This is a genomic window from Pseudomonas sp. F3-2, from assembly GCF_038804275.1.
Lineage (GTDB): Bacteria > Pseudomonadota > Gammaproteobacteria > Pseudomonadales > Pseudomonadaceae > Aquipseudomonas.
The window spans coordinates 3527855-3541657 of sequence record NZ_CP152388.1; the positions used below are offsets into that span (position 1 = coordinate 3527855).

Genomic DNA, 13803 nt, shown 5'->3' on the forward strand with positions numbered 1-13803 from the left:
CGGCTGGCCTTATGGCGTGTAGGCGTGGACTTCGGATGCTGCTGGAATTGAAGGCTGCGCCCCCGAACGGGTGACAGACAACGCCGCAGCGATCTGTCCGAAGCGGATGGCTTCGGATTCGGATTTGCCTTCGGCCAGCGCCGCCGCAAAGCCGCCCACGAACGTGTCGCCGGCAGCCGTCGTGTCGACAGGCTTGACCTTCGGCGCCGGGAAGTGCTCGGAGCGCGCGCTGGTCGCAAACAACGCGCCCTGCTCGCCCAGTGTCACGATGACTTTGCTCACACCGGCGGCCAGCAGGGCCGAGGCGGCGGGATCTGCCGTCGCGACGCTGTCCACCGCAAGCCCCGTGAGCGCGGCAGCCTCACTCTCGTTGGGAATCAGGTAATCGATCCAGGCGTACCATTCGGCCGGCAACGGACCACTGGCCGGTGCCGGATTGAGGATCACGGTCTTGCCCAGTTCCCTGCCCCGCTTGAGGACGTGTCCTACCGTTTCCATCGGCACTTCCAACTGACAGACGATCACTTGGGCCTGATCCAGCAACCCGTCGAAGCTGTCGACGACCGAGGGCGTCACGTGCCCGTTGCCGCCTGCGACGATCACGATCGCGTTCTGACTGCTGTCATCGACAACGATCAGGGCCACACCGGTGGACTCACCGTCGACACGGGTCACGGCCTGGCAGTCGATGCCCTCGCGGATCAACGCTTCGCGCAGTTGCTCACCATAGGCATCGTCACCCACGCAGCCGATCATGGCGACGCTGGCGCCCAGCCTCGCGGCCGCCACGGCCTGATTCGCGCCCTTGCCACCGGGCACGGTCACGAACGACTGACCGGCGAGGGTCTCCCCTGCGCGCGGCAGACGTGGCGCGCGGGTGACCAGATCCATGTTCAGACTGCCTACTATCACTACTTTTGCTTGCATGACGTCTTTACTCTTCAATCCGGGCCAGCGCCCGGCTCAACGAAATTCGGTGAAGGCATTGATAGGTGGCGCGGTGGACTCACGCAACACGATACTCGGCGCGACGATTACCTGTTCGACCGGCGTGGAGCCCGGCGTCGAGATGCGCCTGAGCAGCAGTTCGGCCGCACGCTCGCCCAGTTGCAGAATCGACTGCCCGACGGTGGTCAGCGCCGGGTACACGTACTGGCTCATCTGAATATCGTCGAAACCGATCACTGACAGATCGGCCGGTACGCGGATATTTCGCTCGGCAGCCGCACGCAACACACCGATGCCGACCATGTCGTTGGCCGCGAAGATCGCCGTGGGTCGGTCGTCCGACAGCAATTTGCCTGCCGCCTGATAGCCGCTCGGCCCGGTGAAATCGCTTTCCACGATCCAGCGTTCAGGCACCTCGATCGCCGCTTCCTGCATGGCCCGCCGATAGCCTGCCAGACGCATCCGCGCCACGCTGGTCTCGGCCGGACCGCAGATGCAGGCGACATGCCGATGGCCCAGCGACAGCAGGTGCGATGTCGCCAGATACGCGCCCAGCTCATGATCGATGCGCACCAGATCCGCGGTGACGTTCTCAAGATCGCGGTCGACGATGACCATCGGCGTTCGGACCGTCGACAGCCCTTCGACCAGACTGTCGCCGCCGCCCACCGATGACACGATCAGGCCATCCACGCGCTTTTCCAGCAAGACCCGCAGGTAATTGCGCTGCTTGTCGGGGTTATCGTCGGAGTTACAGAGGATCACGCAGAAGCCGTTGCGCTCGCAGTAGTCCTCGATCCCCCGCGCCAGTTCGGCGAAATACGGGTTGATACCGTTGGGAATCAGCAGCCCGATGGTCGCCGTCGCCTTGGCCTTGAGCGAGCGGGCAACGGCGCTGGGGACGTAATTCAGCTGTTCGATGGCCGCTTCGACTTTCTTGCGCACCTCGTCACTTACTGGCCGGGTTCTGTTCAGAACATGGGACACCGTGGTGTAGGAAATGCCGGCAATGGCCGCTACATCCTTGATGGTGGCCATATCAGCCGCGCCGCCGCGCGCGGTTGCTGCGGTAGGTGTCGAGCACGACGGCGACGACGATCACTGCACCTGTGATGATGCGTTTGGTTGGCTCGGTGGCGCCAATCTGTGCGAGCCCCGCGGCCAGCACCGAAATGATCAGGACCCCGAAGAACGTGCTGATCACCGAACCGCGCCCGCCCATCAGGCTGGTGCCGCCGATGACCACCGCCGCAATGACTTGCAGCTCCAGCCCGGAACCTGCGTTGGGATCGGCCGCCTCCAGTCGGGATATCTGGAACAGCGCGGCAACACCGGCCAGCAGGCCCATCAGTGAAAAGACCAGAATTTTGTACGGCTTGGGATTGATGCCTGCCAGACGCACGGCTTCTTCGTTGGTGCCGATGCCGATCAGGTAGCGACCGAACACCGTGCGCGTCAGTACGGCCTGAGCCGCGAAGATGACGATCAGCGCAATCACGAACGACGGCGAGATGCCGAACGCGAACGGGTTGGACAGCCAGGCAAACGAGTCGCCGATGTACGCGGTGCGCGAGTCGGTCAGCTGATACGCCACGCCGCGAGCCATTTCCAGCACGCCGAGCGAGACGATGAATGAAGGAATCCGCCAGGCAACCGTGATCGAGCCGGTCAAGGTGCCCGCCGCAGTAGCGCAGGCCATGCCCAGCAATGCCGAGGGCAGCACGCCCCAGCCCCAGCCGAGCATCGCAACGCTGACCGCCGATGCAGCCAAAGCCAGCACCGACCCCACCGACAGGTCGATGCCGCCGATGATCAGAATAAAGGTCATGCCCACCGCCAGGACCATCAGATCGGGAATCTGGTTGGCCAGCGTGCTGAAGGTTTCGTAGGACAGGAAGTGATCGCTGAGCAGCGAGAACAGCACTATCATCGCCAGCAGTGCGCCTGCCAGACCCAGGTAGGTGCCCAGGCCGAAATAGTTACCGCTGCGCTTGCCTGGCGACGGCAATGCGGCTGAAGGAGTGGAGGTTTTCATCAGTCGATCCTGGGCGCGGCTTCGGAGAGCAGCGCATCACGTTTTTGATAGCCCGCGAAGGCAGCGGCAAGCAGTTCGTCCTGCGTCCAGCTGTCACGTTCGAAAGTGTCGATCAGGCGCCCGGCGGACAACACGCCGATGCGGTCGCAGATCAGCATCAGTTCGCGCAGGTCGCTGGACACCACGACCAGCGCCCGGCCCTGACGGGTCAGTTCGCCGAGCAAGGCGTAGATGTCGAATTTGGCGCCGACGTCGATGCCGCGGGTCGGCTCATCGAACAGCATCACCTGGCAGTCCCGCTCCAGCCAGCGGCCGATGACCACCTTCTGCTGATTGCCGCCCGACAATTCAGACACCAGCTGCGTCGGACTCGAACTGCGGATGCGCATCGCGTCCACCTGACGTCTGGCCAGCGCCATTTCGGCACCGCCATTGACCAGGCCAGCGCTCGAAATCGCCTCCATGTTGCCCAGCGCGATGTTGGCGCTGATCGATTGCGAGAGCAGCAGCCCTTCGCCCTTGCGGTCCTCAGTGATCAAGGCGATGCCATGGCTGACGGCGTCGACCGGGGAATTGACGCGCACGCGGCGCAGCGGGCTGCCGACTTCGATGGAGCCGCTGTCGGCTGCATCGGCGCCGTAGATCAGCCGCAGCAACTCGGTCCGACCCGCGCCGATCAGGCCGGAGATGCCGAAGATTTCCCCGGCGCGCACCTCGAACGACACGTCCCGGACCTTGTCGGCCCGACTCAGCCCCTTCACTGACAGGGCGACCTCGCCGATGGTGCGCTGGCCCAGATCGATGTGCTCGCCGAGCTCGCGCCCCACCATCAGCGTCACCAGCTGCTCGCTGTTGTAATGGGCCATTGCGTCGACGCACACCAGCTTGCCGTCACGCAGCACAGCAATGCGCTGCGCCACGCGGGCGAGTTCTTCCAGCCGATGGGAGATATAAATGATGGACACGCCACGTGCCTGCAGGCGAGTGATCTGCTCGAAGAGCATCTCCACCTCGCGTGCGGTCAGCATGGCGGTCGGCTCGTCGAGAATCAGGACGTGACAATCACCGATGAGGTTGCGGGCGATTTCGACCATTTGCTGATGACCGATCCCCAACTCGCCCACCAGGGTGTCAGGGTCGATGGCTTCCAGGCCGACCTGGGCCATGGCCTTGATCGAATCCTCACGCAATTGACGACGATTGATGAAACCGGCGCGACTGGGCAGGTTGTCGAGAAACAGGTTCTCGGCGACCGACAGCGTCGGCAGCAGATTCAATTCCTGCATGACCATGCGCACTCCGAGCTTTTCTGCCTGGGTGCGACTGGCGGGCTGATACGGCTGCCCTTGAAACTGCATCTGGCCGGTGGTCGGCGTGACCAGACCGCCAATGATTTTGGACAGGGTACTTTTGCCTGCGCCGTTCTCGCCGGTCAGGGCCAACACTTCCCCGCGCATCAGCGTCAGGTCGATGTCACCAAGCACAGGCTGGGCGTAGGTTTTGCCGATACCACTGACAGAGAGAACAGCGGCCTGAGCAGACGCTGACATAACGATCTCCACGCGCCTGCCCTCGCGGACAGGCGGTATTTACGGATAGATGAAGCCAGCCTGACTTACTGAGGCTTGGTAACCAGTTCGACCGGGGTTTCGATCACGCCGTCCTTGATGTCGAGCTTGTCGCCCTTGATCATCTTCAGCGCCGTATCGATGCCGAATACCGCCTGACGCGCAGCGAACTGATCGGCCGTTGCCAGCACCCGTCCATCCTTGAGCATCGGTTTGATGGCGTTGATGTTGTCGTAGCCTACGACCTGCACCTTGCCAGCCTTGCCGGCGGCGCGAACGGCCGAGACCGCACCCAGCGCCATGCTGTCATTACCGGCCAGCAGTGCTTTGAGGTTCGGGTATTCGTTGAGCATGGCGGAGGCGACCGCGTTGCCCTTGTCGATTTCCCAGTTACCCGACTGCGTGGAGACGATCTTCATCTGCGCGGCGTCCATCGCATCCTTGAAACCGGCGGTGCGTTGCTGCGCATTGGTGGTGGTCGGCACGCCTTCGATGATGCCCACCTGATCGCCCGCGGTCAGCTGCTTGGCCAGGTAATCGCCCACCAACTTCGCGCCCTTGCGGTTGTTCGGGCCTACGAACGGCACTTCGATGTTTTTGCTTTTGAGCACGTCGGCGTCGAGCTGGTTGTCAATGTTGACGACCTTGATGCCGGCGTCCATCGCCTTCTTGATCACCGATGCCAGCGCCTTGGAATCGGCGGGCGCGATGACCAGTGCATCGACCTTCTTGACGATCATCTGGTTGACGATGTCGATCTGCGCGGCAGTGTCGGACTCGTTCTTGATGCCGTTGGAGATCAGGTCGAAATCAGCGGAATGGTCTTTCTGATAGGCCTTGGCGCCGTCTTCCATGGTCAGGAAGAATTCGTTGGCCAACGATTTCATGACCAGCGCGACGGTCGGCTTTTTCGCGTCGTCAGCATAGGCGGATGAGAGCGGCAGGGTTACAGCGGAAGCGGTGAGCATGGCAACAGCAAGAAGACGTGCAGCGAATGGCAGCTTCATGGAATCACTCCGACATTATGATTATTGTATCGGCAGCGAATGCGCATCGAGCTGACCAGAGTCGACCCAATCGCAAACGTTTGCGTGAGTGAAACTATGAGAATCGTTGCAACGTTTGTCAACTGGGTCACGACGTTTTGTTGCACTTTCAGAAACGTACTACATAACTGTGGCCCGGCCGACAGTGTGCAGTCCCTGAAGCTTCGCTCAGCGCGTGGCCAGTTGGCCACGCTCTGCAGACCTGTGCCCTGCCCGCCCCAGAGGCATTGGCTTGGTGATCGTGAATGTGTGCGTGTACCCGGTATCAATGAGACGCGCGTGTCGGGCGTACGACGATTTCGTTCACGTCGACGTCTTCCGGCTGCTCGAGGGCGTAGCGCACCGCACGTCCGATCGCGTCCGGCTGCAACGCGATGGCCCGGTAACTGGCCATGGCCGAGATTGCCGTTGCATCGGTAATGGTCGACGCCAATTCGCTCTCGACCACCCCCGGATGAATGCACGTGACGCGGATGTCCGGGCGTTCCTGACGCAGACCATCGGAAATAGCCCGCACGGCGAACTTGGTCGCACAGTAAACGGCCGCTGTGGGTGAAACGGCCAGCGCGCCGATCGAGGCGATGTTGATCACATGCCCGGCGCCGCGCTCGACGAATTCGGGCAGCACCGCGGCAATGCCGTGCAGCACACCCTTTATGTTCACGTCGACCATGCTGTTCCACTCATCGGTTTTCATCGACGCCATGGGCGACAGCGGCATGATCCCGGCGTTGTTGATGATCACATCCACGCGGCCCCAACGCTCGCGCGCGGCGTCGGCAAACGCGGCCACATCGGCCTGGTCGGTCACGTCCAGACGGCGCCACTGGGCGTTTCCGCCAGCGGCGTTGATCTGTTCGGCGATGACTTCCAAGCGCTCGGTCCGGCGCGCACCCAGCATCAGGGTGGCGCCCGCCGTGCCGAGTTCGCGGGCAATGCCCTCGCCGATGCCGCTGGACGCTCCGGTGATCAGAATGACTTTATCAATGCTCATGTTCAGTACTCGTGCAGTGAATTTGACTGACACGTTAACCGCGGGGCATTGTCGCGATAAGACCCTTGAAACTGACCGAATTGGTTAGCAAGACTTACCAGTGAGACCTGCGATGGACATCGACCTCAACCTGCTGAAAGTATTCGAAGCCGTGGCCCAGCTGCATAATTTTCGTGCGGCCGCCGACCGTCTGGATGTCAGCCGTTCAGCCGTCAGTCAGGGCATTCGCAGGCTGGAGGACACGCTGGGCGTCTCCCTCGTCCAGCGCTCAACGCGCAATGTGCGGCTGACCGAAGCCGGAGAACAGCTGTATCGACAGACCGCTCAGGCATTGGCCGCTCTGACCGGCGCATTGGACACGGCGGCGATCAAGGGCCCGCCGAGAGGTCTGCTGCGCATTGCCGTGACCTCGATTGCCGAACGTTTTCTGGACGGCCCGCTGATCGCCGGTTTCGTGGAGGCGTACCCTGGCGTGACCCTGGATGTCACGGTGACCGATGAAGCATTCGATATCGTCGAGCGCGGCTTCGATGCGGGCGTGCGACTGGGAGAGGTGATCGAGCAAGACATGATCGCCGTGCCGGTGACCGATGAGCAGCGTGAGGTGGCGGTTGCGACGCCGGATTATCTGGCGCGCCATGGCACGCCGGTGCATCCCAGCGACCTGACCGCGCATCGCTGCATCGGCTGGCGCCCTGCCCCGGGGGTTGCGCCGTATCGCTGGGAGTTCAGTGAGCAAGGCCGCGCGTTCGATGTCGCCGTAGCGCCGCAAATCACCACCAACGACATGCTGCTGATGGTGCGCGCCGCGCTGGCGGGCGGCGGAATCACCTTCGGCATCGAAGACACCTTCCGCCCCTACATCGAGCGCGGCGAGTTGGTCACGGTGCTGGATGATTACCTGGCACCGTTCCCCGGATTTTTCCTGTATTACCCCAACCGCCACAATCTGGCGCCGAAACTGCGCGCGCTGATCGACCACGTCCGGGAATACAGAAACGCTCGTCTATGACGCCGTGGCCTGCAGGGCGTGAAGTTCCTGACGGCGTTCCTGACGCATCGCTTCAAGCTCCTTTGGCGTTTTGGCAAGGAAGCGCAGGGCGAAATCGTAAGGATTGGTGCCCTGCTCATCGACGGCGCGCAGGTACGCCGATTGCGCATGCTGAACGCGACGCTCTTCGACGAACAGACCGCCAGGATGACGGCTGAGACTGGCCAGTTCCCGCTGCAGCTGGGCGTTGCGATTGATGAAGATCTCGAGCGCCTTGGCTACGCGGTGATCCGTGAACGGCATGGTGTCACTCCTTGAAAATGGCAATCTGGATCCATTATCGGCAGGGCTCGCCATAAGTGAGGTGCAGTTCGTCGGCAAATACCAGTACAGCGCCGCCATCGTCCAGAAATCGGCGTCTTTGTCTCTCACTTTTCCCCGCTGTTCATTGCCTGCGGCTGAAATGAGTTGACAGACTTTATTATGCTAATTACCGTCACATTATGTCTCAGACCAATGTTCAGTTCTCCGTCGCGCTGCATGCGATGACCTCCCTCGGTGTGCTTTACGGCAAATCGATACGGTCAAGCGATCTTGCGGGCAGCATCAATGCTGACCCCAGTTTCGTGCGCCGCGTGATTTCCAAGCTGGCCAAGGCCGGTCTGGTGAGTACGACACGGGGCAAGTCCGGCGCGTGCACGCTTGCCCGCCTGCCGGCAGAGATCACCTTGCTCGACATCTACAACGCGAGTGAGGCGCCTAAAGCGTTTACGGTGCATTGCTACCCGGTCACCGAAGGCTGTCATGTCAGCAGGAACATTAAAGGGTGCCTGGGCGCCGTGCTACAACGCGCGCAGGACGCGTTCGAGTTGGGTTTGAAGCAGCAGACGCTGGCGGACGTGATCGATGCGGTAGAAAACGTGACGTGATTTTTTTTGCGCTAAATTGTTGTTTTTGAAAACACATTAATCAACGCTCAACGAGGTGGATCATGGCAAAGCTCGAAGGAAAAGTAGCACTCGTCACCGGCGCGTCCAAAGGCATCGGTGCAGCCATCGCCAAGGCACTCGCCGCCGAAGGCGCCGCAGTGGTGGTCACGTATGCCAGCAGCCAGTCGGCGGCGGAACAGGTGGTCGCCGCCATCAGGCAGGCCGGTGGCCGCGCCGCGTTGGTGGGCGGTGACGTCACCAAAGCGGCTGACGCCGAAAAGTTCGCCCAGACCGCCATTGATGAGTTCGGCCGGCTGGACATCCTGGTCAATAACTCCGGCGTGTATGCCTTTGGCGCTATCGAAGAGATCGCCGAAGAGGAGTTCCACCGTCAGTTCAACACCAACGTGCTGGGCCTGTTGCTGGTCACACAAGCGGCGTCCAGGCATCTGAGCGATGGCGCGAGCGTGATCAACATCAGTTCGAGCATCACCACGCTTCTGCCGCCGGCGACGGCGATTTACAGCGGCACCAAAGGCGCAGTGGACGCCATCAGCGGGGTACTGGCCAAAGAACTGGCGCCGAGAAAGATCCGGGTCAATGCAATCAAACCGGGCTATACCGAAACCGAAGGCACTCACAGCGGCGGCATCACCGGATCGGACATGGAGAAAAACCTGGTGGCCATGACGCCGCTGGGACGCGCCGGTCAGCCCGATGACATCGCCGACGTGGCGGTCTTCCTGGCGTCCGATGATTCGCGCTGGATCACCGGCGAGCACCTGACAGTCTCCGGCGGCCTGAGCTGAGGTCTGCGTAACCGTGCGGGCCAGGCAGCCCCGCCTGACCCGTCAACTTCCTTTCTTTCGACTGGACACTTATGGCACACGAATTCTACTGGATCAGCGGCAGCCCGAACGCGTGGCGGGCCAAGCTTGCGATGGACTTCAAAGGCGTCGAGTACGTCTCCAGACGTCTCGATTCCGGCAAGCAGGAAAACAAGACGCCAGCGTTCCTGGCGCTGAACCCGCGCGGCAAGGTGCCGGTGCTCAAGAGCGGTGACGTGGTGATTCAGGAGTCCATCGCGATCATGGCGTTCATCGAGCGCGAGCACCCGACTCCACCCTTGTTCGGCACGACCGCTGCAGAAACCGGGCTGATCTGGCAACGCATCTTCGAGTTCGTGAACTACACCCGCGACAGCATCGACGGGCTCGCCCGGGCGATCTTCAGCGGACAGGCTGGCAGCGCGCCTGACGCGGTTCGTGAGGCGGCGATAAACACCCACGGCTCACTGGCGTGGATGGAGTCGGCGCTTGCGCAGACGGATTATCTGGCGGGCGACGCCGTCAGCGCGGCAGATATCGCCGCACTGCCGAATCTGGAGTTGCTGGCACGCATTGGCAAGCGGGAAGAAGCCACCACGCTGGCGCTGGGTTTCGATGATCTAAACGGCACGTTCCCCGCCATCGCGGCATGGCTGACGCGCCTGCGCGCCATTCCCGGTTATGACGCTGCCTACCCGCCGCACTGGCGCACATGAGCCGCGACGCCGGGCGTCCTTCGCCCGGCGATCGCAGCGTCACTAACGCACCTGATCGGACTCGGGCAACGCGCGTTTGAGCGCCTGCGCATCGGGTTGCGCGCGACTCAGCCTGATGGGCACCGATTTCGCCGCTGGCACCTTGCTCCGCTCGGCATGGTGCCAAAGCGGCACCAGCGGATTGCACTCGGGATAATAGGCCGCCGCACAGCCTTGCGGAATGTCATAGGCAATGATCTGCATGGGCCCCGCTTCGCGACGGACTTCGGGCTCTATCGCCGTGCGCAACGTGACCCAGTCGCCTGCAGCAAAACCCAGCCGCACGATGTCGTTGCGGTTCATGAACACCACGCTGCGCGTGCCCTGCACGCCACGGAAGCGGTCGTCATAGCCATACACGGTCGTGTTGAATTGATCGTTGCTGCGCAGGGTCATCAACTGAATCACGTCACGTGCGCCCCGCAGAGAGACATCGTCGTCCTCGTCCAGACTGCGCGGCGAGATAAACCGCGCCCTGCCCGTTTCGGTCTTCCATTGGCGCTGGTTGACGGGAAGCGGCCGGTGAAACCCTCCCGGCGCCCACATGCGCGATTCCATGTCATGGAAAATCTCGGGATACACCTGGCTGATCGCCAGCCGGATCTTCGCGTAGTCCCGTCGCCAGTCCTCCCATGGGATCCGCTCGCTGCCGGACAGCGTCGCCTGGGCGATTCCCGCGATGATCGCGACTTCGGCACGCAGCTGCTCGCCGGCCGGTTCGCTTCTGCCCTGCCAGGCATGCACGCAACCGGTGCTGTCTTCGGTGCTGTACACCTGCGTGACGCCGTCCTGCACATCCTGCTCGATACGCCCCAGACATGGCAGCAGCCAGGCGTGTTGGCCGGGCAACAGGTGGCTGCGGTTGAGCTTGGTCGCGACCTGTACATTCAGCGTCAATTGCGACCAGGCCGGCTCGATGCGATCGGTATCAGGCACGGCGCGCAGAAAATTGCCACCCAGCCCGATGAAGCCTTTCACGCTGCCGTCCAGAATGCCCCCGCAGGTGTCCACGGTCGCTCGGCCCTTGTGCTGCGGAACCTTGAAGTTGAACAGCGATTCGATCTTTTCCACCGGCACTTTCGCCGGGTCTTCCGTGATGCCCACCGTGCGTTGGCCCTGCACGTTGGAATGGCCGCGCACCGGACAGATCCCGGCACCGGTCTTGCCCATGTTGCCGCGCATGAGCAGGAAATTGACCAGCATCTGCACGTTCTCCACGCCATGTCGATGCTGGGTCATGCCCATCCCGTAGATGACCATGACCCGCTCGTGCCGCGCGTACACCGTTGCGGCGGCTTCCAGCGCGCCACGACTGAGCCCCGAACGCGCTTCGAGTTCAGGCCAGCCGTGGCGATCGACCTCGGCGACGAACGCTGCGAAACCATCGGTGTGTTCGTTGATGAACCCATGATCGAGCAACGACGCTTGACCGTTGGCCAGCGCCGTCCGTTCCATTTCCAGCAGAGCCTTGGCCATGCCGGTGATCGCCGCCGTGTCGCCGCCGATGGCGACCTGGTGGTACTGAGTGCTGATGACGGTGGACTCAGGCCCGAGCATTTCCCGCACTGACTGCGGGTTGACGAAGCGCTCCAGCCCGCGTTCGCGAATCGGATTGAAGGTGATGATCGGCACCTGGCGCTTGCGTGCCTCCTGCAATGGATGAAGCATGCGCGGGCTGTTGCTGCCTACGTTCTGGCCGAAGAAAAAAATGCAGTCGGTGTGCTCGAAATCGGCCAGCGTGACCGTGCCCACCGGTACGCCAATGCTCTCCTGCAGGCCCACCGAGGTGCTCTCGTGGCACATGTTCGAACTGTCCGGCAGGTTATTGGTGCCGTAGGCGCGAGCGAACAACTGGTACATGAACGACGCTTCCAGCGAGGCCCGCCCGGACGCGTAGAACACCACTTCATCCGGCGTCAGCGCGCGCAACTGCTCGCCGATTTCGGCCCAGGCCTGCTCCCAGCTCGTGGTGCGATAGCGATCGGTGTCCGGGTCGTAGCGCAGCGGATGGGTCAGGCGACCATGCTGCTCCAGATCGTAATCACTCCACTGGCGTAATTCGCTGAGCGAATGCTGCTCGAAGAAGCCCGGCCCGGTGCGCAGCGAGGTCAGCTCCCAGGCCGTGGCTTTGGCGCCGTTCTCACAGAACTCCAGCGCATGGGGGTTACCGGGCTTGGCCCAGGCGCAGCTGACGCAGGCGAAGCCTTTGGGTTTGTTCTGCCGGACCAGCGCCAGCGGTGTCTTGAACAACGCCTGTTCGCGCCAGAGGATGTTCATCACCGAGAACGCCGAACCCCAGCCCCCGGAGGCTGAGGCATAAGGCCGATAACGGGCAGCTGGATGAATGAGCGGCATCAGACGACCTCACCGGAATAACGCCGGCCGAACGCGGCCGGGCTCATGAACGCGGCTCGTGAAGGGGGCAACCGTTGTGCGTCTGGCGAAACCCCGCGGACATCTCGTAAGAAGGTTTGCGCACACGCATGACACCGCCCAACGGACGATGCGCCTCCAGGCCGTGCCAGGGGCTGAAGGCCATGCCTTCATCGATATCACGTACGTTCTGCGCACTGAACGAGGGCTGCGGATCGACCTCGATGCGCGCCACGGTCACATAGGGGCTGAGCGCCTCGGGCCAGACCACCGAAGCATCTTCGATGGGCATTTTCTCAAGGTCGGTGGCGAGCTGGACACGCACTTCCCACGTGCCGCCGTGGGCCTGGAAATACTCGTGCACCGCCGCACGCAGGCCGTCAGGGTTATCCCCGAAATCCACGTGCTGATCGGTCAGCGCGGTCAGTGCAGGCGAGACCGGCACCACCGCCAGTTTGGCGAAATACGGGCCATACAGAAACGGCACGACGCTGTAGAACGACTCGCCGAGAATGTGGGTCTGCGGGTGGCCGCCCAGGCTTTTCAACGTGCCGCTCTCGCCGCCCATGGATTCGATGGTCGACTCCACACCCCGCAACAACGCCGACAATGCCTTTTTCAGGCCAGGCGCCTTGTCGGTGGTTTTCGCGAGCAGTTTCAGCGATTTCAAAAACGCCTTGGGCGTCGCGGACGTGAAGGCCTTGGCATTGATCATCACGAAATCCTGCGTGACCTCGCCCTCGGCGCCCGGCAAACGGGGCCCTTCGACGCCCACGATCTTGATCGCCAGACCTCTGGGGGTCGAGACCTTGTCATCGAGGATGTCGCCGGGATTGGTGGAAAAACGCAAGACGACGGGCATCGTCACAGGCTTGGCAAACGCGCCCTGAGCCAGCTCCGGCGCCAGATCGCCAAGCACGGTGATGCGCCCGCGCAGCAGGCCATGGGCCTTGGCATGCACGCTGCGAATGGCGTGGCCGCCGTCCTTGAAGGTGGTTTCCAGAATGCCGTGAAGGGTCTCGGCCAGCTCTCTGCTGGTTTCGGCTTCGTCATCGGGAATCTGTTCGAATGAGGGTTGAAAGCGCAGCGGCACGACAGCCGTACCAGGCACGGGCAGGTCACTCATTGGGGGCATCTCCACATGGGCATGTCACATCACGGATGGTGTCGGACCCACTTTGCGGCGCTGAACGCTCTGATCGGTGGTGTCATTCAGCTGACTGCTGGCACTTCGCAGTCGTTCAAATGCCCGCCCGGATCCGACGACAGACGGCTTGGCGCCACGCGGTCTGCCCCCACGGATGCTGTACGCCGCGAAACGCCCACGGCATGCGACT

Annotated in this window: 13 protein-coding genes; 4 read left to right on the forward strand and 9 right to left on the reverse strand. The window is 62.4% G+C overall.

Annotated features, from left to right (window positions below):
* Positions 1 to 9: 9 nt before the first annotated feature.
* The 6 genes from rbsK to AAGQ88_RS16120 form a co-directional block, all read right to left on the reverse strand.
* Positions 10 to 927, reverse strand: coding sequence for a ribokinase (gene rbsK / locus AAGQ88_RS16095; RefSeq protein ID WP_342652921.1), 918 nt, complete (start codon positions 925 to 927; stop codon positions 10 to 12).
* A 36-nt stretch (positions 928 to 963) separates the two neighbouring features.
* Positions 964 to 1986, reverse strand: a complete 1023-nt coding sequence (locus tag AAGQ88_RS16100; RefSeq protein WP_342652922.1) for a LacI family DNA-binding transcriptional regulator — start codon at positions 1984 to 1986, stop codon at positions 964 to 966.
* A 1-nt stretch (position 1987) separates the two neighbouring features.
* Positions 1988 to 2983: an ABC transporter permease gene (locus AAGQ88_RS16105; RefSeq protein ID WP_285424864.1), complete on the reverse strand. Its 996-nt coding sequence runs from the start codon at positions 2981 to 2983 to the stop codon at positions 1988 to 1990.
* On the reverse strand, positions 2983 to 4533 hold the full coding sequence (locus tag AAGQ88_RS16110) for a sugar ABC transporter ATP-binding protein (RefSeq protein ID WP_342652923.1): 1551 nt from the start codon (positions 4531 to 4533) through the stop codon (positions 2983 to 2985). The genes AAGQ88_RS16105 and AAGQ88_RS16110 overlap by 1 nt, the downstream gene beginning before the upstream one ends.
* 65 nt (positions 4534 to 4598) lie before the next feature.
* Entirely contained in the window at positions 4599 to 5558 is a 960-nt protein-coding gene (locus tag AAGQ88_RS16115; RefSeq protein ID WP_285424866.1) for a sugar ABC transporter substrate-binding protein, read from the reverse strand.
* Between the two features lie 304 nt (positions 5559 to 5862).
* Positions 5863 to 6591 (reverse strand): SDR family oxidoreductase, encoded by a 729-nt coding sequence (locus tag AAGQ88_RS16120; protein ID WP_342652924.1) that lies wholly within the window; start codon positions 6589 to 6591, stop codon positions 5863 to 5865.
* 112 nt (positions 6592 to 6703) lie between these two features.
* On the opposite strand from AAGQ88_RS16120, the gene AAGQ88_RS16125 reads away from it, so the two are divergent.
* Positions 6704 to 7603 (forward strand): LysR family transcriptional regulator, encoded by a 900-nt coding sequence (locus AAGQ88_RS16125; protein WP_342652925.1) that lies wholly within the window; start codon positions 6704 to 6706, stop codon positions 7601 to 7603.
* Here the strand turns inward: AAGQ88_RS16125 and AAGQ88_RS16130 are convergent.
* A complete protein-coding gene (locus tag AAGQ88_RS16130) occupies positions 7598 to 7885 on the reverse strand; it encodes a DUF6388 family protein (protein WP_342652926.1) in 288 nt (95 codons plus the stop codon). The two genes, AAGQ88_RS16125 and AAGQ88_RS16130, sit on opposite strands and share 6 nt — an antisense overlap.
* 200 nt (positions 7886 to 8085) lie before the next feature.
* Here AAGQ88_RS16130 and AAGQ88_RS16135 point away from each other — a divergent pair, with 200 nt between their 5' ends.
* From AAGQ88_RS16135 to AAGQ88_RS16145, 3 genes are all read left to right on the forward strand, one after another.
* Entirely contained in the window at positions 8086 to 8511 is a 426-nt protein-coding gene (locus AAGQ88_RS16135; RefSeq protein ID WP_342652927.1) for an Rrf2 family transcriptional regulator, read from the forward strand.
* Positions 8512 to 8573: 62 nt separating this feature from the next.
* The gene (locus tag AAGQ88_RS16140) at positions 8574 to 9320 is read left to right on the forward strand and encodes a glucose 1-dehydrogenase (protein ID WP_342652928.1); all 747 of its coding nucleotides are present in this window, start codon (positions 8574 to 8576) and stop codon (positions 9318 to 9320) included.
* A gap of 71 nt (positions 9321 to 9391) precedes the next feature.
* Positions 9392 to 10054 (forward strand): glutathione S-transferase family protein, encoded by a 663-nt coding sequence (locus AAGQ88_RS16145; RefSeq protein WP_342652929.1) that lies wholly within the window; start codon positions 9392 to 9394, stop codon positions 10052 to 10054.
* A 42-nt stretch (positions 10055 to 10096) separates the two neighbouring features.
* Here AAGQ88_RS16145 and AAGQ88_RS16150 read toward each other — a convergent pair whose 3' ends face one another.
* Together AAGQ88_RS16150 and AAGQ88_RS16155 are read right to left on the reverse strand one after the other, a co-directional pair.
* Complete coding sequence (locus tag AAGQ88_RS16150) at positions 10097 to 12448, reverse strand: FdhF/YdeP family oxidoreductase (protein WP_342652930.1); 2352 nt, start codon at positions 12446 to 12448, stop codon at positions 10097 to 10099.
* Between the two features lie 43 nt (positions 12449 to 12491).
* Entirely contained in the window at positions 12492 to 13592 is a 1101-nt protein-coding gene (locus tag AAGQ88_RS16155) for a catalase family protein (RefSeq protein ID WP_342652931.1), read from the reverse strand.
* Positions 13593 to 13803 lie beyond the last annotated feature (211 nt).